Source organism: Plantactinospora sp. B5E13 (genome assembly GCF_039871775.1).
Classification (GTDB): Bacteria; Actinomycetota; Actinomycetes; order Mycobacteriales; family Micromonosporaceae; genus Plantactinospora.
Genome location: NZ_JBDPLT010000032.1, coordinates 25,118 through 44,761, shown reverse-complemented (window position 1 = coordinate 44,761; position 19,644 = coordinate 25,118). Strand labels below are relative to the sequence as shown.

At 71.9% G+C, this 19,644-nt stretch carries 15 protein-coding genes and 2 pseudogenes; 13 read left to right on the top strand and 4 right to left on the bottom strand.

Annotated features, from left to right (window positions below; all coding sequences use genetic code 11):
* Positions 1–7: 7 nt before the first annotated feature.
* Complete coding sequence (locus ABGB05_RS24815; protein WP_347655916.1) at positions 8–607, top strand: TetR/AcrR family transcriptional regulator; 600 nt, start codon at positions 8–10, stop codon at positions 605–607.
* Positions 608–685: 78 nt separating this feature from the next.
* On the opposite strand, the gene ABGB05_RS24810 is transcribed toward ABGB05_RS24815, so the two are convergent.
* Together ABGB05_RS24810 and ABGB05_RS24805 are read right to left on the bottom strand one after the other, a co-directional pair.
* Positions 686–2,611, bottom strand: coding sequence for a helix-turn-helix domain-containing protein (locus ABGB05_RS24810; RefSeq protein WP_347655915.1), 1,926 nt, complete (start codon positions 2,609–2,611; stop codon positions 686–688).
* Between the two features lie 18 nt (positions 2,612–2,629).
* A complete protein-coding gene (locus tag ABGB05_RS24805; RefSeq protein ID WP_347655913.1) occupies positions 2,630–3,502 on the bottom strand; it encodes a 3-hydroxybutyrate dehydrogenase in 873 nt (290 codons plus the stop codon).
* A gap of 283 nt (positions 3,503–3,785) precedes the next feature.
* Here ABGB05_RS24805 and ruvC point away from each other — a divergent pair, with 283 nt between their 5' ends.
* The 10 genes and pseudogenes from ruvC (at position 3,786) to ABGB05_RS24755 (ending at position 14,581) form a co-directional block, all read left to right on the top strand.
* Positions 3,786–4,349 carry a crossover junction endodeoxyribonuclease RuvC gene (ruvC, locus tag ABGB05_RS24800; RefSeq protein ID WP_347655971.1) on the top strand — a complete coding sequence of 188 codons (564 nt, stop codon included), beginning with the start codon at positions 3,786–3,788 and terminating at the stop codon, positions 4,347–4,349.
* Positions 4,346–4,948 (top strand): Holliday junction branch migration protein RuvA, encoded by a 603-nt coding sequence (ruvA, locus tag ABGB05_RS24795; RefSeq protein ID WP_347655912.1) that lies wholly within the window; start codon positions 4,346–4,348, stop codon positions 4,946–4,948. The genes ruvC and ruvA overlap by 4 nt, the downstream gene beginning before the upstream one ends.
* Positions 4,945–5,169, top strand: a pseudogene (locus tag ABGB05_RS24790) (hypothetical protein); the annotation flags it as partial. The gene ruvA and the pseudogene ABGB05_RS24790, both read left to right, overlap by 4 nt.
* Positions 5,170–5,586: 417 nt before the next feature.
* A pseudogene (locus ABGB05_RS24785) lies at positions 5,587–5,985 on the top strand (LAGLIDADG family homing endonuclease); the annotation flags it as partial.
* Positions 5,986–5,994: 9 nt separating this feature from the next.
* Positions 5,995–7,041, top strand: coding sequence for a Holliday junction branch migration DNA helicase RuvB (ruvB, locus tag ABGB05_RS24780; protein WP_347655970.1), 1,047 nt, complete (start codon positions 5,995–5,997; stop codon positions 7,039–7,041).
* A 185-nt stretch (positions 7,042–7,226) separates the two neighbouring features.
* On the top strand, positions 7,227–7,520 hold the full coding sequence (yajC, locus tag ABGB05_RS24775; protein ID WP_347655968.1) for a preprotein translocase subunit YajC: 294 nt from the start codon (positions 7,227–7,229) through the stop codon (positions 7,518–7,520).
* Between the two features lie 155 nt (positions 7,521–7,675).
* Positions 7,676–9,574, top strand: coding sequence for a protein translocase subunit SecD (gene secD / locus ABGB05_RS24770; protein ID WP_347655911.1), 1,899 nt, complete (start codon positions 7,676–7,678; stop codon positions 9,572–9,574).
* A 1-nt stretch (position 9,575) separates the two neighbouring features.
* On the top strand, positions 9,576–10,811 hold the full coding sequence (gene secF / locus ABGB05_RS24765; protein ID WP_347655909.1) for a protein translocase subunit SecF: 1,236 nt from the start codon (positions 9,576–9,578) through the stop codon (positions 10,809–10,811).
* Between the two features lie 130 nt (positions 10,812–10,941).
* A complete protein-coding gene (locus tag ABGB05_RS24760; protein ID WP_347655908.1) occupies positions 10,942–11,505 on the top strand; it encodes an adenine phosphoribosyltransferase in 564 nt (187 codons plus the stop codon).
* A gap of 622 nt (positions 11,506–12,127) precedes the next feature.
* The gene (locus ABGB05_RS24755; RefSeq protein ID WP_347655907.1) at positions 12,128–14,581 is read left to right on the top strand and encodes a bifunctional (p)ppGpp synthetase/guanosine-3',5'-bis(diphosphate) 3'-pyrophosphohydrolase; all 2,454 of its coding nucleotides are present in this window, start codon (positions 12,128–12,130) and stop codon (positions 14,579–14,581) included.
* A gap of 525 nt (positions 14,582–15,106) precedes the next feature.
* On the opposite strand, the gene ABGB05_RS24750 is transcribed toward ABGB05_RS24755, so the two are convergent.
* Positions 15,107–15,940 (bottom strand): peptidylprolyl isomerase, encoded by an 834-nt coding sequence (locus ABGB05_RS24750; RefSeq protein WP_347655906.1) that lies wholly within the window; start codon positions 15,938–15,940, stop codon positions 15,107–15,109.
* 76 nt (positions 15,941–16,016) lie between these two features.
* Positions 16,017–17,000: a peptidylprolyl isomerase gene (locus ABGB05_RS24745; protein ID WP_347655905.1), complete on the bottom strand. Its 984-nt coding sequence runs from the start codon at positions 16,998–17,000 to the stop codon at positions 16,017–16,019.
* A 290-nt stretch (positions 17,001–17,290) separates the two neighbouring features.
* Here ABGB05_RS24745 and ABGB05_RS24740 point away from each other — a divergent pair, with 290 nt between their 5' ends.
* Both ABGB05_RS24740 and hisS read left to right on the top strand, forming a co-directional pair.
* A complete protein-coding gene (locus tag ABGB05_RS24740; protein ID WP_347655904.1) occupies positions 17,291–18,046 on the top strand; it encodes an MBL fold metallo-hydrolase in 756 nt (251 codons plus the stop codon).
* A gap of 48 nt (positions 18,047–18,094) precedes the next feature.
* Entirely contained in the window at positions 18,095–19,447 is a 1,353-nt protein-coding gene (gene hisS, locus ABGB05_RS24735; RefSeq protein ID WP_347655903.1) for a histidine--tRNA ligase, read from the top strand.
* The last annotated feature ends 197 nt before the right edge of the window (positions 19,448–19,644 follow it).

Below are 19,644 nucleotides of genomic sequence, written 5' to 3'. Positions count from 1 at the left end.
GGTTGACATGACCGACACGACGGATGCTCCGCGGGCGCCAGGGCGACCGCGGAGCATCCGCGCGGACGAGGCGATCCTGGAGGCCGCGCTCGACCTGCTCGCCGAGGGTAGTGCCGTCGAGACGCTCTCCATCGAGTCGATCGCCAGCCGGGCACAGGTGGGCAAGGCGACGATCTACCGGCGGTGGTCGGGCAAGGAGGCGCTGCTGCAGGACGCGCTGCGCCGCCTGAAGCCGCCACCGCCGGAGCCGCCCGGCGACTCCGTCCGCGAGGACCTGATCATGCTGGTCAGTCCGACCGCCCAGAACGCGGACCCCCGGATCGGCCAGATCATGCCGTGCATCATGCCGACGCTGAACCGCAGCCCGGAGCAGTACCGGCTCTACCAGGACGTGGTCGAACCACGCCGGCGGATGCTCCGGGAGGTGCTGCGCCGCGGGATCCGGCTCGGCGAGATCCGGGCCGACATCGACGTCGAGCTTGTCGTGTCGCTGCTCACCGCCCCACTGGTCATGCAGCGGGTGCTGCGGGCCAACCCACACCTCGACGAGACCGACCTCCCGATCCGGATCGTCGACACCGTCATCGCCGGGATCGCCGCCCGCTGACGCCCGGGTACGCCGTCGCCTGCTGCGCGGTCGGCCGGCGCCCGGGTACGCCGGCCGCCAGCCGGTCACGCCGGCCGGTCAGCCCGGCCGCTGGTGGTCACGCAGCCGGTGCAGCCGCAGCGCGAGCTGCACCTCCAGCGCCCGCTCCGGCTTCTGCCACTGCGGGCCGAGCAGCTGCCCGACCCGCTCCAGTCGCTGGGTCACCGTGTTGACGTGGACGTGCAGCAGCTCCGCCGCCCTCGCCAGGCTGCCACCGACCCCGAAGTACGCCTCCAGGGTCCGGACCAACGCGGTGCCCCGCCGGGCGTCGTAGTCGACGACCGGCCCGACCGTGTCGGCCAGGAACCGGGTCACGTCCCGGTCGGAGCCGTCCTCCACCGCGCCGAGCAACAGCCCGACAAAACCGAGCTCGGCGCTGCTCGCCCCCTCGCCGGGCCGGCCCAGCGCCCGGAGCGCGGTCAGACACCGGTCCGCCTCCCGCGCCGCCTCGGCCAGTCTCGCCGGCCCGGTCGACGGTCCACCGGCACCCGCGGTCACCGGCCGGCCGGTCACCCGGGACAGGTCCCGGACCACCGCCCGGGCCGCCCCGCCCGCGTCGTCGCCGGGCAGCATCAGCACCACCCGCCCGTCCCGGGCCGCGGCCAGACCGCCCTGGGTCGAGGCGTACGTCGCGGCCCAGGAGACGATCCGCTGGCGTACCGAGGCGCTGTCCGCCATCGGATCGTCGACGACCGCGACCACGACGTGCGGGGCGTCCAGGTCCACCCCCAGCCGACGGGCCCGGGCCCGCAGCGCGGCCGGATCCTGCACCGGCCGGGCGATCAGGTCGTCCAGCAGCTCCCCCCGGACCCGCCCCTCCGCCTCGGCGACCGACTGCCGGAACAGCAACAGCAACGCGGTGACCAGCGCGGCCCGCTCCAGGATCCGCTGGTCGGCGTCGACCAGTTCCTCGTCCGGCCGGAGCACCAACGTGCCGAGGTTCTCCGCGCCGGCGACGACGGCGGCGTACCAGAGCTCACCCCGGCGCACGCTGCGTCCCTCGGTGCGGGACGCGGCCACCGCCTCGTGCCGGGCCGCCCGGTCCGGCTCGTCGAGGTGTCCGACCTGGGCCAGGACCCGACCCTCGGCGTCCAGCGCCAGCAGGGCACCGCCCAGCACCCCGGTCACCGCCGCCGCGACGTCCTCCACCCCGCCGCCGCGCAGCACCAGCGCGGTCATCCGGTCGTGCGCGGCGGCGGCCCGCTCCACCGAGGCGCTGTGCGCCCGGATCGTGGCGTTCGCGGCGGAGAGCTCGGCCAGCGCCGCCCGGGTCTCGGCGAGCAGCCGCGCCGTGTCGATCGCCACCGCCGCGTGCGCGGCCAGCGACAGCAGCAGGGACACCTCCTCGCGGGCGAACGGCCGGGCCGACCGGTTGGCCGCGTAGAGCACCCCGATCACCCGCGCGCCGAGTCGCAACGGAACGCCGAGGATCGCGACCAGCCCCTCCTCGCCGACCCCGGCGTCGATCTCGCCGGTGTGGTGGAACCGGTCGTCCTCTGGATAGTTCGCGGTGGCGTACGGGCTGCCGGTCTGCGCCACCAGCCCGCCCAGGCCGGCACCCATCGGCAGCCGCAGCCCCTGGAACCGGGCCGAGACCGAACCGTCGGTGACCCGCATGTACGTGTCACCCCGCTCGTCGTCGACAAGCGTCATGTACGCCACGTCGGTGCCGAGCAGGTGTCGCGCCCGGCGCACGATCGCCCGCAGGACGGCGTCGGAGTCCCGCAGCCCGGCGAGGTCGTTCGCGGTGTCGTACAGGCCGGAGAGTTCCGCCTCGCGCCGCCGCCGCCGTTCCAGCAGCGCCCGGACCCGCAGCGCCACCACCTTCGCCTGTTCCAGCTCGCCGAGCCGGTCGGCGGCCAGCCCGGCCTCCCGGGCGGCGACCAGCGGCCCCTCGAACTCGACCGGCGCGGCCTCCCGCTCCAACAGTTCCAGGAACTCGATCGGCGACGACACGGCGTCCATTCTGCGCGACCGGTCGGCTCAGTTCGCCGTCCAGCCCCCGTCGAGCGGGATCGAGGCGCCGGTGATGAACGCGGCGGCGGGGGAGCAGAGGTAGGCGAGCAGCTCGGCCACCTCCTCCGGCTCGATCAGGCGCTTGACCGCCGCCCGGGCCAGCATGATCTTTTCGACCACCTCGTCCTCGGGGATGCCGTGGTGGGCCGCCTGGGCGGCGATCTGGCCCTCCACCAGCGGGGTACGCACGTACGCCGGGTTGACGCAGTTCGCGGTCACCCCGTGCGCCGCGCCCTCCAGGGCGACCACCTTGGAGAGTCCCTCCAGCGCGTGTTTCGCCGACACGTACGCCGACTTGTACGCCGAGGCACGTAGCCCGTGCACCGAGGAGATGTTGACCACCCGGCCCCAGCCGCCCGCGTACATGTGCGGAAGCGCCCGGCGGACGAGCCGGAACGGCGCCTCCACCATCACCCGGTGCAGGTGGGCGAAGCGGTCCGGCGGGAACTCGTCGACCGGGGCGACGTGCTGCAGTCCGGCGTTGTTGACGACGATGTCGACCTCGGCGTCGATCCCGTCGACCGCCCCGGGGTCGGACAGGTCGGCCCCGACCGCCCGGCCGCCGATCTGTGCGGCGACCGCCTCGGCCCGGTCGGCGTCCAGGTCGACCACGGTGACCGCCGCGCCGGCCGCGGCCAGCCGTACCGCGCAGGCCCGACCGATGCCGCTGCCACCGCCGGTGACCAGTGCGGTCCGCCCGGACAGGTCCAGCCGCACCACGTCCGGGACACCTGCGGCGACACCCGCCGCGAGCCGCGTCGTCGGGCCGTCGGTCCCGCCCGGATCCGTCGCCTCGGGCCGCTGCGTGGGCTGGCCGTCCCGCCCGGGTTCTACCGTCATGGCGCAAGAAGCTACGAGTTCGCCGGTCGGTCGCACATGGGCGTCGGACACATACTCCGGTCCCTGGCTATGTGGTGGATCCGGCGGTGCGGCAGGGTGTCGGGTGGTGACCGTGGGGCGGGCGTGTCGGCGTTCCGGCCGTCGGTGCCGGCGATTAGGGTGTCGAACACACGTACGTGTCGGGGGCAGGGGAGGGGGCGGCGTGCGGACGGACGGTGTGGCGGCAGGCGACGTACGGGCAGCCAGCGGCCCCCGGAGCAACGGTGCCCCCCGGGCGACCGCTGTGCGGGTGCTCGGCATCGACCCGGGACTGACCCGGTGCGGGGTCGGTGTGGTCGAGGGGATGCCGGGGCGCCCCTGCACGCTCGTCGCCTACCACGTCGTCTACACCGACCCGGAGGACGAACTGCCGCTGCGCCTGCTGCACCTGGACACCGCGCTGACCGCGCTGGTGGCCGAGCACCGGCCGCACAGCGTCGCCGTGGAGCGGGTGTTCAGCCAGCACAACGTGCGGACGGTGATGGGGACCGCCCAGGCGAGCGCGGTGGGCGTACTGGCCGGTGCCCGGGCCGGTCTGCCGGTGCAGACGTACACCCCGAGTGAGGTGAAGGCGGCGGTGACCGGGTCGGGTCAGGCCGACAAGGCGCAGATGACCGCCATGGTCACCCGGCTGCTGCGGTTGGACGCCCCGCCCCGGCCGGCGGACGCGGCGGATGCCCTGGCCCTGGCCATCTGCCACATCTGGCGGGGCGGCACCCGGGCCAGACTGTCGGCCGCGGCGAGCGCGGCCCGGCGCGGGTCGACGACGAGGCGGCCGGGGGGCCGGCGGCAGGGAGGAGCGGCATGATCGCCAGCGTGCGCGGAGTGGTCGCCGGGTTGTCCCCGGACAGTGCGGTGATCGAGGTCGGCGGCGTCGGGCTCGCGGTGCAGTGTGCGCCGGGCACCCTGGCCGGGCTGCGGGTCGGTGCACCGGCCCGGCTGGCCACCAGTCTGGTCGTCCGGGAGGACTCACTCACCCTGTACGGCTTCGCCGACGACGACGAGAAGCAGCTCTTCGAGTTGCTGCAGACCGCCAGCGGGGTCGGTCCCCGGCTCGCGCAGGCGGTGCTCGCCGTACACAGCCCGGACACGGTGCGCCGGGCGATCGCGGGCGGTGACACCGCCACCCTGACCCGGGTGCCGGGGATCGGCAAGAAGGGCGCCGAGCGGCTGGTCCTGGAACTGCGGGACCGGATCGGGCCGGTCCCGGTCGGCCCGGACGGCACGGCCGGGGTCACCGCCGGGGCCTGGACCGAGCAGGTACGCCAGGCGCTGGTCGGGCTCGGCTGGACCGCCGCCCAGGCCGACCAGGCGGTGGCCGCGGTCGCCGAGACCCTCGACGGCGAGGTCCCGCCGGTTCCGGTGCTGCTCAAGCAGGCCATCCGACTGCTCGGTAAGACCCGATGACGGGGCAGGGGGAGTACGTCGAGCCGGGTGAGGGGCTGGTCTCGGCGTACGCCAGCGACGCGGAACGGGACGCGGAGGTCAGCGTCCGTCCGAAGCGGCTCGCCGACTTCATCGCCCAGCACCGGGTACGCGACCAGCTCGACCTGCTTTTGCAGGGCGCGATGGGTCGCGGCACCCCACCGGACCACATCCTGCTCTCGGGCCCACCCGGCTTGGGTAAGCCGGTTTCGGTCGAGGCGCTGGTACTGCTCGCCGACGGCACACGCCGACGGCTGGGGGAGATCGTTCCGGGGGACCGGGTGATCACCCGTACCGGGCAGCCCGCTCTTGTCGAGGCGGTCCACGAGCAGGGAGAGCTCGACTGCGTGCGGATCCGGACGGCGACCGGCCGGGAGGTGGTGGCGGCACCGGACCACCCGTTCTGGACGGCCGAGGGTTGGGTCAAGGCGGGTGATCTGACCGACCGGGACGTGCTGGCGAATGTGCTGTGCCCAACACTGACCCCGGACGGGACCGAGTCGAGTGACGAGTTCCGGCTGGCCGGATATCTCATCGGGGACAGCTGCACGTCGAACCAGGTCACCTTCACGAGCGGCGACCCGGACGTCCTGGCCGACTTCCGGTCGACGTGTGACCGGATGGGGCATCGGCACACCACCCGGGCGAACAGCGCGGGTAGCTCGCTTGTGCGAGTGTCAGGCCTGCGGGACTGGCTCGCCACGCACCAGTTGCTGGGTAAGACGGCCTGGCTGAAACGGGTGCCGGAATTCGTCTACCAGGGCGACGCCTGGCAGGTCAGCGCCTTCCTCGGGGCCTACTTCGCCGGTGACGGTACGGTGAGCCGCCGAGGGCGAGACCGCTACGACGTGGTGGTGGAGTTCTACAGCGTCTCGCACGGCCTACTCCAGGACGTGCAGCACCTCCTCCTGCGGCTCGGCATCCAGTCGCGTCTCAAGCTCAAGCGGGGCCGCTACCAGGGCCGACCGCACGAGTCCTGGCGGCTGAGCGTCACCAGTCAGGACGACGTGGCCAGATTCGTCGAGCGGATCACGGTCATCGGTGAACGTGGAAGGCGTCTGGCGGAGTGGGCGCCGCGCCGGGACCGGTTCGAGGAGTCCCTCGCCGCCGATCGGGTCGTCTCGGTTGAGCCGGCCGGACTACATGAGTGTCGATGCCTCACCGTCGCCGACGACCACACCTTCACCGTCAACGACCTGGTCGTACACAACACGACCCTGGCGAACATCGTCGCCGCCGAGCTGGGCGCGGGGATCCGGGTCACCAGCGGTCCGGCGATCGAACGGTCCGGCGACCTGGCGGCGATCCTGACCAGCCTCGCCGAGGGTGACGTGCTGTTCATCGACGAGATCCACCGGATCGCGAAGCCGGCCGAGGAACTGCTCTACAGCGCGATGGAGGACTTCCGGGTCGACGTGGTGGTCGGCAAGGGGCCGGGCGCGACCGCCATCCCGCTGGACGTGGAGCCGTTCACCCTGGTCGGCGCCACCACCCGGTCCGGGCTGCTCACCGGGCCGATGCGGGACCGCTTCGGTTTCGTGGCGCACCTCGACTTCTACACCCCGGACGAGTTGGACGTGCTGCTGCAGCGGTCGGCGCGGATCCTCGGGGTGCCGATCACCCCGGACGGTTCGGCGGAGATCGCCGGCCGGTCCCGGGGCACGCCCCGGATCGCCAACCGGCTGCTGCGCCGGGTGCGGGACTTCGCCGAGGTCCGGGCCGACGGCACGGTCACCCGGGAGACCGCGCGGGCGGCCCTGCGGGTGTACGACGTCGACGAGCTGGGGCTCGACCGGCTGGACCGGGCCGTGCTGACCGCGTTGGTCGACTCGTTCCGGGGCGGCCCGGTGGGGCTCTCCACCCTGGCGGTGGCGGTGGGGGAGCAGCCGGACACCGTGGAGGAGGTCTGCGAACCGTTCCTGGTTCGGGCCGGGCTGCTGGCGCGTACGCCACGGGGGCGGGTGGCGACCGCAGCCGGTTGGCGTCACTTGGGGCGTACGCCCCCGAATGGTACATTTGGTGCTGACGTGCCGGCGACGCCCGACCTGTTCACCGCCGGGTCCTCCGAGGTGTGACCGGAACGTGATCCGTACCGCATTCGGTGATTCTCAGCCGCAGGGACTAGACTCGCCGCGGTTTGACAGGACGTGAGATCCTGCCTCCGCTCCGGCATTCCCATGTCGTGACGAGGCCGATGGGAAGGTCATAAACAGTGCCAGTCGTGGCAGCACAATCCAGTGGCGGCGGGCTCGGCGGTCTGATGCCGATCCTGATGATCGTCCTGCTCTTCGGTGTCATGTACTTCATGATGATCCGGCCGCAGCAGAAGCGGCGCCGCGAGGCGGAGACCATGCAGTCCTCGCTCTCCGCCGGCGACGAGGTGGTCACCATCGGCGGCCTCTACGGCACGGTCACCGGGGTCGACGACGAGACCGTGATGATCGAGGTCGCCCCCGGGGTGCAGACCCGGTACGCCCGTCCGGCGATCGCCCGGGTCGTCAAGCAGGTGGAGCGGATCGAGCAGGTGCCGGACGAGGTCGAAGCCAAGGAGTGACCGACCCGGACGACGGGGCACCTTGGCATCGAAGATAATAGATAACCGTGCCGGTGGGACCTCCTGCCGGTGCGGTACGCATGTCGCCGGACAGGCCGGCGCCCGACCCGCCGCCCACAACTAGCGGCCGAACCGCGCAGGGAGACAGGACAACCGTGGCACCACCTCAGGGACAGATGCGACCCGGGCGGCAGATTGCCGTGCTCGGTTTCATCTTCGTCGTCCTATACCTTCTGGTGTTCTTCGCCGCAGGCGCCCAGGGCAGTTGGACCGACCGGCTCCATCCGAAGCTCGGCCTGGACCTGGTCGGCGGGACCCGGATGACCCTGGAGGCGGCCACCGAGGCCGGCCAGGCGCCCCCGGCGGAGTCGCTGGAGGAGGCGCGGCAGATCATCCAGGCGCGGGTCGACGGCCGTGGCGTCGCCGAGGCCGAGGTCGTCACCGAAGGTAACCGCAACATCGTGATCTCGGTGCCCGGTCAGAACGCCGACCTCGGTGACATCGGCACGCCGGCGGAACTCCGGTTCCGCAAGGTGCTCAAGACCGCCGACGGTGGCGGTCCGGTGACCCCGCCGACCCCGGGCGCCACCGGCAGCCCGGCCCCGTCCGGCAGCCCGACACCGTCCGGCAGCGCCTCCCCCTCCGGCAGCCCCAGCCCGGCGGTGACCGGGTCGCCGGGCGCCGGTGGCCAGGGTGGTGGCGCCCCCGCCTCTCCGACGCCGAGCGCCCCGGCCTCCCCGACGCCGACCGCCTCGGCGAGCACGCCGGCCGCCGCCCCCGCCGACCAGACCCTGGAGCAGCAGCGGGCCGCGGTGGAGCAGAAAATCGGCGCGGAGGCCTGGGCCGCGGCCAACGGCCTGCAGGCCCCGGCGGACTTCAGCGCCGACCCGGCGCTCGCCGAGAAGCTCAAGCCGTTCGCGGACCTGACCCCGGCGGAGGTCCGGGTCCTGCCGGCGAACATCCAGTTCAACGTCCCGACCATCACCTGCGCGAAGCTGGACCAGCGGGCACCGGGTTCGATCAAGGACGAGAAGCAGCAGGTGGTGGCCTGCGAGGGCGGCCAGATCAAGAACTTCCTGGACGTCGCGAAGGTGCTCGGCACCGACGTGGCGGACGCCGACGGCGTACTCGACCAGCAGACCAGCCAGTGGGTGGTCAGCCTGGACTTCACCGGTGACGGTCAGACCAAGTGGACCAACCTGACCCGGGAGGCCTTCAACAACGACGGCGGGGCCTGCGACCAGGCCGCGCTCGGCGACGAGGGGCGCTGCCGGGTGGCCGTGGTGCTGGACAACAGCATCATCTCCTCGCCGGAGATCCAGGGCGTGCTCACCGGTGACTCGCAGATCACCGGCAGCTTCAACGCCGCCAGCGCGAACGACCTGGCCAGCCAGCTCCGCTACGGCGCGCTGCCGCTGACCTTCCAGCCGCAGGAGGCGCAGAACATCACCGCCACCCTCGGCACCGAGCAGCTGCGGGCCGGTCTGCTCGCCGCCGGCGTCGGCATGCTACTGGTCATCATCTACGCGTTCTTCTACTACCGGCTGCTCGGCTCGGTGATCTTCTTCAGCCTGCTGCTCTCCGCCGTGCTGGTCTTCGGCGCGCTGGTGTTGCTCGGCCGGCAGATCGGCTTCACCCTGACGCTGGCCGGAATCGCCGGCTTCATCGTCTCGCTCGGTGTCGCCGCCGACTCCTTCGTCATCTACTTCGAACGTCTGAAGGACGAGATCCGGGAGGGCCGGACCCCGCGTAGCGCGGTACCCCGGGCCTGGGCACGGGCCCGCCGGACGATCATCTCGGCGAACGCCATCTCGATCATGGCAGCCGTGGTGCTCTACCTCGTTTCGGTCGGCACCGTGAAGGGCTTCGCCTTCGCGCTCGGTCTGGCCACCATTCTCGACCTGGTTGTCGTCTTCCTGTTCCGGCACCCGATCATGACGATGTTCGCGCGGACCCCGGCGTTCCTGTCGCCGCGGGTCAGCGGACTCGGCCGGGCGCTGCAGTCCAGCGACGACGAGAACCAGACCGGCACGTCGCGCGTGAAGGAGGCCTGAGATGAGCAGGAGTGGTCTTGCCAGCCGCTTGTACCGCGGTGAGGCCGGTCTCCAGATCGTCCCCCGCCGCAAGCTCTGGTTCAGCATCTCCGGCGGCCTGGTGCTGCTGGCGGTACTGAGCTTCGTGCTGCAGGGGTTCAGCCTGGGCATCGAGTTCAAGGGCGGCAACGAGTTCCAGGTGCCGACCAGTGTCGGCACCATGGAACGGGCCGAGACGGCGGTGCACGACGCGCTCGCCGACGAGCAGACCCCGGACGGGCCGGCCGACGTGGTCTCCAGCCAGCAGGTCGGCGACGCGACGTACCTGTTCCGGACCTCGCCGCTGGACCAGCAGCAGGCCGACCAGGTCCGGGCCGAGATCGCCCAGGAGTTGGGCGTCGGGGTGGACCAGATCAGCGACAGCCGGGTCAGTTCCGCCTGGGGTGGTCAGGTCACCCAGCGGGCCCTGATCGGTCTGGCGATCTTCCTGGTCCTCGTCGCCGCGTACCTGGTGGTCCGGTTCGAGATCCGGATGGCGGTCGCCGCGATCGTCGGGCTCGGCCTCGACCTCGTGCTCACCGCCGGTATCTACTCGGCGATCGGCTTCGAGGTCACCCCGTCGACAATCGTCGGCTTCCTCACCATCCTCGGTTTCGCCCTGTACGACACGGTCGTGGTCTTCGACAAGATCCAGGAGAACACCCGGGGCATCTTCGGGGGCAGCACCCAGACGTACTCCGAGGCGTCGAACCTGGCGCTGAACCAGACCCTGATGCGGTCGATCAACACCTCCGTGGTGGCGTTGCTGCCGGTCGGGGGTCTGCTCTTCATCGGTGCCGGTCTGCTGGGCGCCGGAACGCTCAAGGACCTCGGTCTGGTGCTCTTCGTCGGTATGGGTGCCGCGTTCTTCTCGTCGATCTTCCTGGCCACGCCGCTGCTCGTCACCCTCAAGGAGCGGGAGCCCCGGGTCCGGACGCACACCCAGCGGGTTCTCGCCCGCCGGGCGGGCGGCGGACGCGACGGCGCGGTACGTCGTCCGGCGCGTCCGGCCGGCCAGCCGCGCCCGGCCGACTCGGCCGACGCGTCGGCGGAGGAGCCGGCCACGGCCGACGGCGCGGCGGAGACCGACCAGGACGCGCTGGCCGCGGCCGCGCCGAAGGTGGGCGCCCGTCCCACCGTGGGCAAGCGGTCCGGCTCCGCCGGGACACGTGGTGGTCGTTCCGGCGGCGGTAACCGGCCGGGCGGCAAGCGGCGCTGAGCCGAGCGCGGTGATTGCGTCGTCCGACGCGGGTCACCGCGACCGGCCGGCGGCGAGCGGGATGCGACATCATGGCGTCCGTCGGGCCTCTGGTGGCCCGGCGGACGCCTTCGTATGAAAGGACACACCCGTGACGGAGACCCCCAGCGAGGCACGCGGCGACAGCGGTCCCCTGACCGCACAGTTGGTGGCCAGCCGGGTCCTGGACGTGCCCGACTTCCCGAAACCGGGCATCATGTTCAAGGACCTGATGCCGCTCTTCGCCGACGGGGCGGTGTTCCGTGAGGTGATCGACGGCATCGTCGAGTACCACGGCCGCGACTCGTTCGACACGGTGGTCGGGATCGAGGCGCGAGGCTTCGTGGTCGCCGCCGCGATCGCGTACGCGACCGGGGTCGGCGTGGTGCCGGTGCGCAAGGCCGGCAAGCTGCCCCGCCCCGCCTACGCCGCCTCGTACGCGCTGGAGTACGGCGAGGCGACGCTCGAGGTGCACCAGGACGCCTTCACCGCCGGACACCGGGTACTGGTGGTCGATGACGTACTCGCCACCGGTGGCACCGCCCAGGCGACGCTCGACCTGGTCGAACGGGCCGGCGGCACGGTCGCCGGCTTCACCGTGCTGCTCGAACTGAGCTTCCTGAAGGGTCGGGACCGGCTGGCGCCGAGACCGGTCCACGCCCTGCTCACCGTTTGATCCACTGGACCGCCTCGACCGATCCGTACGTCCGGAGGACGGTAGCCGGGTCGGTGGGACGGGTACGATTGCCGTTCGTGGTCGAGCGCCGTGCAGTGCGCCCGGCTGGTGCGGGACGGGGTTGACCAGTTACGGTCGGCTCGTTCCCGGCGAGGTGTTGAGGAGGCCGGTGTCCCACGATGTCGCCCCTCCGGCGGAGGGTACGGTGCGTCCCACCAACGAAGCTGATGGTCCTGTCGACGCCGTGACCAGCACGGACGGTGCCGCCACACCGGCACCCGGTCCGGTGCGGCCCGGTATCGGCTCCACCGCTGTGTCCGGCGCGGCTCCGGTCGACGCGGACGCCGCTGTCGACTCGACAACCGACCCGGCGAGCGGCCCCGCCGACGGCGCCGCCTCCGGCGGGTCCGATGGTGGTTCGCCCGGCTCGGCCAGCTCCGCTGTCTCGGATGCCCGTCCGGCCGCTTCCGGTGGGCCCGCTCCCGCTTCGTCCGGTCCGGTCTCAGCCGGTCCGGTTTCGACTGCTCCGGTTTTGCCTGCTCCCGTCTCGCCTGGCCGGGCCTCGTCTGCTCCGGTTTCGTCCGCTTCCGTCTCGGCCGGTCCGACGGGCACCGGCGTTTCGGTGACCGGTTCCGGTGTGTCAGGCGCCGGTTCGACGGCGGCTGGGGTGTCGGGCGGTGGCGCGACCGGCAACGGAACGGTGCCGACCGGGGTCAGCCGCAACGGCAGCCCGGCGCCGGTCCGTCCGGGTGCCGGCGGCGAGGTCGTGGGCGCCGCGACGGGCAGCCCGTCGTCGTCCGCCACGGGTTTCGGGTTCGCCAACGCCCCGACCGGTCGACGGGTTCGTGCCCGGCTGGCCCGGTTCAACGCCCCATGGCAGACGCCGCAGGTGAGCGAGGTGCTGGAGCCGCTCATCGCCACCCACCGGTTCGCCCACCCCAAGGCCGACGCCCGGCTGCTGCAGCGGGCCTTCGACACGGCCGCCCGGTGGCACTCCGGGCAGTACCGCAAGTCCGGTGACCCGTACATCACGCATCCGCTGGCGGTGGCGACCATCCTGGCCAACCTGGGGATGGACACCACCACCCTGGTGGCGGCGCTGCTGCACGACACGATCGAGGACACCGACTACGGCCTGGACCAGATGCGGGCCGACTTCGGTGCCGAGGTCGCCCTGCTGGTCGACGGCGTCACCAAGCTCGACAAGGTGAAACTCGGCGACGCGGCCAAGGCGGAGACGATCCGCAAGATGGTGGTCGCGATGGCCAAGGACCCCCGGGTCCTGGTGATCAAGCTGGCCGACCGGCTGCACAACATGCGTACCCTGACCTTCCTGCCGGTGACCAAGCGGGAGCAGAAGGCCAAGGAGACCCTGGAGATCCTCGCCCCGCTGGCCCACCGGCTGGGTATGAACACCATCAAGTGGGAGCTGGAGGACCTGGCGTTCGCCAACCTCTTCCCCAAGCGGTACGAGGAGATCAACCGGCTGATCGGCGAGCACCAGCCGCAGCGGGAGGCACTGCTCCGACAGGTGACCCAGAAGGTCCAGGTCGACCTGCGGTCCGCCAAGATCAAGGCGGAGGTGACCGGGCGACCGAAGCACCTCTACTCGATCTACCAGAAGATGATCGTCCGGGGTCGCGACTTCAACGACATCTACGACCTGGTCGGCGTACGCATCCTGGTCGACACGGTGCGCGACTGCTACGCGGCACTCGGTGTGATCCACGCGAACTGGCAGCCCGTTCCGGGCCGGTTCAAGGACTACATCGCGATGCCGAAGTTCAACATGTACCAGTCGCTGCACACGACGGTCATCGGGCCGAGCGGCAAGCCGGTCGAGATGCAGATCCGGACGTACGCCATGCACCGCACGGCCGAGTTCGGCATCGCCGCGCACTGGAAGTACAAGGAGAAGAAGGGCGAGACGGTCGTCGGCCCGCCGGCCCACATCGACGAGATGACGTGGCTGCGGCAGTTGCTGGACTGGCAGCGGGAGGCCGCCGACCCGAGCGAGTTCCTCGACGCGCTCCGCTTCGACCTCTCCAGCCAGGAGGTCTACGTCTTCACCCCCAAGGGGGACGTGATCCCGCTGCCGACCGGCTCCACGCCGGTGGACTTCGCCTACGCGGTGCACACCGAGGTCGGGCACAAGTGCATCGGCGCCCGGGTGAACGGCAAGCTGGTGCCGCTGGAGTCGACGCTCTCCAACGGCGACGTCATCGAGATCTTCACCTCGAAGTCGGACACCGCCGGCCCGACCCAGGACTGGCTCGGCTTCGTCAAGAGCCCACGGGCCCGGACGAAGATCCGGCAGTACTTCAACAAGGAACGCCGCGAGGAGGCGATCGAGGCCGGCAAGGACGCGATCGTCAAGGCGATGCGCAAGCAGGGCATGCCGTTGCAGCGGATGCTGACCACGGACAACCTGATGACCATCGCCCGGGACCTGCACCTGGCCGACGTCGCCTCGCTCTACGCGGCGGTGGGGGACAGCCAGGTCTCCGCCCAGTCCGTGGTGCAGAAGCTGATGGCCGGATACGGCGGCGAGGAGGGCGCGGCCGAGGACCTCGCCGAGACCGCCGTCGCCACCCGTCCGCCGCGCCGCAGCGGCGGGGGCGGGGACCCGGGTGTGGTGGTCCGCGGCGTCAGCGACGTCTGGATCAAGCTCGCCCGGTGCTGCACCCCGGTGCCGCCGGACTCGGTCTTCGGTTTCGTCACCCGGTCCGGCGGGGTGAGTGTGCACCGCGACGACTGTGCCAACGCCGAGGAACTGCGGGTGCAGAGCGAACGGATCGTCGAGGTCAGCTGGCGGCTCACCTCCGCGTCCACGTTCCTGGTCGCGATCCAGGTCGAGGCGCTGGACCGGCACAAGCTGCTCGCCGACGTCACCCGGGTGCTCTCCGACGAGCGGGTCAACATCCTCTCCGCGACCGTCACCACCACCCGGGACCGGGTGGCGGTGAGCCGGTTCAGCTTCGAGATGGCCGACCCGAAGCACCTGGGGCACCTGCTCGCTGCGGTACGCAAGGTCGACGGGGTCTTCGACGCGTACCGGGTCACCTCCGGCGCCTGACAACCGGGTCGGGCTCAGTGAGGCGGTAGCAGCGGACCGCCGTCGAGCAGCCGCAACGCGGTCCGGGCCGCCTCCGCGACGGTGCCGGCCCGGGGGTTGACGCCGGCCTCCGGCACGGGGGTTGACGCCGGCCTCCGGCACGGGGGTTGACGCCGGCCTCCGGCCCGGCGCCACCCGCTGGTGGGGTCGGCGGGGGGCCCGTACCGCTGTCGGGTCCTCGGCCAGCAGGGTGCGGGCGGCGGCGAACTCCTCGTCGGCCTGGCGCGCCGTCTCCGGCCCGACCGCGCTCGGCGGCTCGACGCCGCCCGGATTCTGTGACTCCCCGCTCAGCAGTGCCCACAGCAACTGGTCCCAGCGGGCCAGGCGACGGCGTCGGCGAACGGCCGGTCGGCGAGGACCGCGAGCGCGGCCCGCGCCGGGGTAGGTCGTCGGCCAGTGCCGGATGCCCGGGCAGGTCTCCGCCCTCCGGAAACGGAAGCGCCCGGCGCAGCGCACGCGGCGCCGGGCGCTTCCCGAACGAGCTGGTCAGCCGACCGGTGCGCCCATGGTCAGGCTCTTGATCACAACTTCCTTCTTCGGGTGACCGCCGCCGGCCTGCTGGGCGAAGGCGCCGTCGTCACCGGCCGCGCCCACCTGCGAGACCAGGTCCAGACCCTGGGTGACCGTGCCGAGCACGGTGTACTGGGCCGGCAGTTCCGAGTCGCCGTAGACGATGAAGAACTGGCTGCCGCTGGTGCCGGGCTGGCCCGAGTTGGCCATCGCGATGACCCCGGCCGGGTACGGCGGCCGCTTCTCGGTCGGCAGGTTCTCCTCGGCGAACCGGTACGACGGGCCGCCGGTGCCGTCGGTCTCCTTCCAGCCGCTGCCGGCGGCGACGCTCGGGTCGCCGCACTGCAGCACCTGGAGTCCCTGGGTGACCAGTCGGTGGCACTTGGTGTTGTCGAAGAACTTCTTCTCGGCCAGGTGGGTGAAGCTGGCCGCGGTGCACGGAACCTCGTGCAGGTTCAGCTTGGCGGTGATCGGGCCGAGGTTGGTGTCGATCGTCATGATCTGGCTGCCGGTGCTCTTCGCCGTGGTCGGCGGCAGCCCCACGTCCTTGGTCGTCGGGCTGCGCTGCTCGGCCGGGATCTCGGTCCAGTCGCAGGTGGCGCCGGCCGCCTGGGTCCCGCCGGTCTTCGTGTCGTCGCCGAGACTGACCACCAGCCACACGGTGCCGGCGACCACCAGCAGCAACGCCACGCCCGCACCGATACTGGCCTGGAGTTGCCGGCGCTTGCGGGCCGCGGCGGCCCGCTCGGCCATATCCCGTTCCAGCTTTGCCCGCGCCGCGGCGCGTTGCCGCTCTCTGGTGGACGTCACGGTGGCTCCTCCTGGACTATGTGCAGCTGCGCGGTGGGCGTCCGCGGCTGGGTGGTCTGGGGCGGTCTGGGGATGCTCAGGAAACTCCGGCAGCCGTCGGGCTGGCCGAGGGTGACGCCGGCGGTGTGGTCGCCGTCGGCGGCACCGCCGTCGGGTCGGCCGAGGACGGCTCGCCGACGGTGAGGCTCTGGATTACCACGTCGGTCTTCGGCTTCACCTTGCTGCCGGAACCATTGTCCACGGTCTCCAGGGCGCCGATCTTCTTGATCACGTCGAGTCCGGCCGTGACGGTGCCCACCACGGAGTACTTCGGCTCGGTGGTGGCGAAGTCCTTGAAGAAGATCAGGAACTGACTGCCGTTCGCTCCCGGCGGGTTGCCGATCATCGCCACCGTGCCGGCCGGGTAGTGGGCGGTCGCGGCGGTCGCCGACGGGCTCGGCTCGGGACTGCCGGACGGGCTCGCCGACGCGGTCGTGGTGGGCGTCCCGGACGGCTCGGCCGACGGCGGCGTCGAGGGGTTGTCCGACGAGCCGGCCGGAACGTTCTCGTCGAAGAAGGTGTACGTCGGACCGCCGAACCCGGTGTCGGTCGGGTCGCCGCAGCGCACCGCCCCCTCGGTGGTGATCTCGCTGCACTTGGTGTTGTCGAAGAAGCTCTTGCCGGCCAGGTGGGTGAAGCTCGCGGCGGCGCACGGCGCCGAGGCGAGATCCAACTGCACCGTCACCGGCTCGCCCTGGTTCGTGGTGATCGTCATGGGGCGGGTGCCGGTGGTCGGCAGGTCGCGGGTCGGCGGGGTGCCGACGTCCTTCAGGTTCGTGTTGACCTGGCTGTCCTGCTTCGTCCAGGCGCAGATCTCCATGGCGGTCGGGTCGTCGGCGGGCTCGGAGTCGAAGCCGCCGAGAGCCCAGAACGACCCGAGGGCGATCAGCAGCAGCGCGACGGCGGAGCCGACACCGGCCCGGATCTGCCGCTTGCGCCGGGCGGCGGCCGCCCGTCGGGCCAGCTGGCGGTCGAGCTTGGCCCGCGCCAGTTTGCGCTGCCGGTCCTTGCTGGAAGCCACCCGAGCTCCCCTTTCATGTGCCCCTGGTCGTCGCCGACCTCTGGTCGCCGTACCCGATGGTGTTCTGGCCGACGGCGCGCTCCGCCGTCGTGGCGTCAAGTGCGCCACGCCACACGCCCGCCAGAGTGTACGGGTACCGACTGGGAAAGTGTTGTACGAGGTCACCCCCGAAACCATCGGAGATTATCACTGCCCCGCTGGCGGCCTTCCGGCTGGTGGATATGGTCGCGTCCCGGCGACCGACGACGGATAGGGTGGGCGGGGCCAACCGTGGAGTGGAGGGAGCGGACGTGCTCGTCGCCGGCTTCCCGGCGGACGCCTTCGGCACCAACTGTTACGTGGTGGCGACCGCGCCCGGGGAACAGTGTGTCGTGGTCGACCCCGGCATCGGGGTGATTGATCAGCTCGACGCGCTGCTGGCCGAGCATCGACTGCGGCCGGCCGCCGTCCTGCTCACCCACGGACACCTCGACCACACCTTCTCGGTCGCCCCGGTCTGCGGCGCCCGGGGGATCACGGCCTACGTGCACCCGGGGGACCGGGAGCTGCTCGCCGACCCGGCAAAAGGGCTCTCCGCGGACCTGACCAGCCTCTTCGGCGGACGACTGCCGTACGCCGAACCGGAGGACGTCGCCGAGCTGACCGACGGCGCGACGCTGTCGCTCGCCGGGTTGGAGATCACCGTCGACCACGCGCCCGGCCATACCGGCGGGTCGGTGCTGTTCCGGCTGCCGGGCGTGGGCCCGGCCGTCCGGTCCGACCTGCCCCTTCCACCTGGCGTGGACTGGGCGGCGGAGCAGATCTGCCTGGCGGGCGATGTCCTGTTCGCCGGTTCGATCGGCCGCACCGACCTGCCGGGCGGCAGCCTGCCGGCGATGCTGACGAGCCTGCGGGACAAGATCCTCCCGCTCGCCGACGACACCGTCGTGCTGCCCGGCCACGGCCCCGCGACCTCCATCGGCCGCGAGCGGACGAGCAACCCGTACCTGATCGAGGTGGCTGACCTCGACGGGCCGCAGCGTGCGCCGTCCGCCCGAGGCTGGTAATCCCCACTCGCGCCCGTTGCGCGAGATCTGACAGGAGCACCGAGCATCATGAGTAAGCCACGACCGATCTCCGGCTTTCCCGAGTGGGCACCGCCACAGCGGATGATCGAGCAGTACGTCCTGGAGCGGCTCCGGACCAGCTTCGAGTTGTACGGCTTCGCGCCGCTGGAGACCCGCGCGGTGGAACCGCTGGACCAGCTGTTGCGTAAGGGGGAGACCTCGAAGGAGGTCTACCTGATCAGCCGGCTCCAGGAGGAGGCGGGGGCCTCCACCGGCGAGGGCGGCCTCGGGCTGCACTTCGACCTGACCGTGCCGTTCGCCCGCTACGTGCTGGAGAACGCCGGCAAACTGCAGTTCCCGTTCCGGCGCTACCAGATCCAGAAGGTGTGGCGTGGGGAGCGTCCCCAGGAGGGCCGCTACCGGGAGTTCCTCCAGGCCGACATCGACATCGTCGACCGGGACACTTTGCCCCCGCACTACGAGGCCGAGATCCCGCTGGTGATCGGCGACGCGCTCGGTGGGCTGCCGATCGGCGGCGGCGCCGACGGACGGTTGCCGATCCTGATCCAGGTCAACAACCGCAAGGTCCTGGAGGGCTTCTACCGGGGCGTCGGGCTCGCCGACCCGCTGGCCGCGCTGCGTGCGGTGGACCGGCTCGACCGGGTCGGCCCGGACGGGGTGGCGAAGCTGCTGGCCGAGACCGCCGGGGCGACCGACGCCCAGGCCAAGGCGTGTCTGGCACTGGCCGAGATCTCCGCCCCGGACCCGTCGTTCGCCGACGCGGTCCGTGCTCTCGGGGTGACCGACCCGCTGCTCGACGAGGGTCTCGCCGAACTGGTCGCGGTGATGGAGAACGCCAGCACGTACGCCCCCGGGCTCTGCGTGGCGGACCTGCGGATCGCCCGTGGCCTCGACTACTACACCGGTACGGTCTACGAGACCCAACTGCGCGGTTTCGAGCGGTTCGGCTCGGTCTGCTCCGGTGGCCGGTACGACAACCTGGCCAGCGACGAGAACAACCGGTTCCCCGGGGTCGGCATCTCGATCGGGGTGACCCGGCTGCTCGGGCTGCTCTTCGGGGCGAATGCGCTCACCATCTCCCGGAGCGTGCCGACCTGTGTGCTGGTCGCCCTGGCCGACGAGGAACGGCGGGCGGAGAGCAACCGGATCGCCGACGCGCTGCGCCGGCGCGGCATCCCGACCGAGGTCTCCCCGTCCGCCGCCAAGTACGGCAAGCAGATCCGGTACGCCGAGCGGCGCGGCATCCCGTACGTCTGGTTCCCCGGCAACGAGGGCACCGGCGACGAGGTGAAGGACATCCGTTCGGGTGAGCAGGTCGGCGCGACGCCGGACGTCTGGCAGCCGCCGGCGGCCGACCTGCGCCCGACCATCAGCGGCTGACCGGCGCGGTTCCGACCGTCGTATCGCGACGGCCGCCGCGTCGTACGGCGGCGGCCGTCGCCCGGCAGCGGTCAGCTGGCGGGGCAGTCGGCGTGGCGCGGGCGCGTCACGCGATCGGCGTCACCGGTCCAGCGTCGGACCCACGAGACCTGCTCGGTCAGGCCGGCGGCGAGTCCCTTCCGGCTCCGGACCCGGTG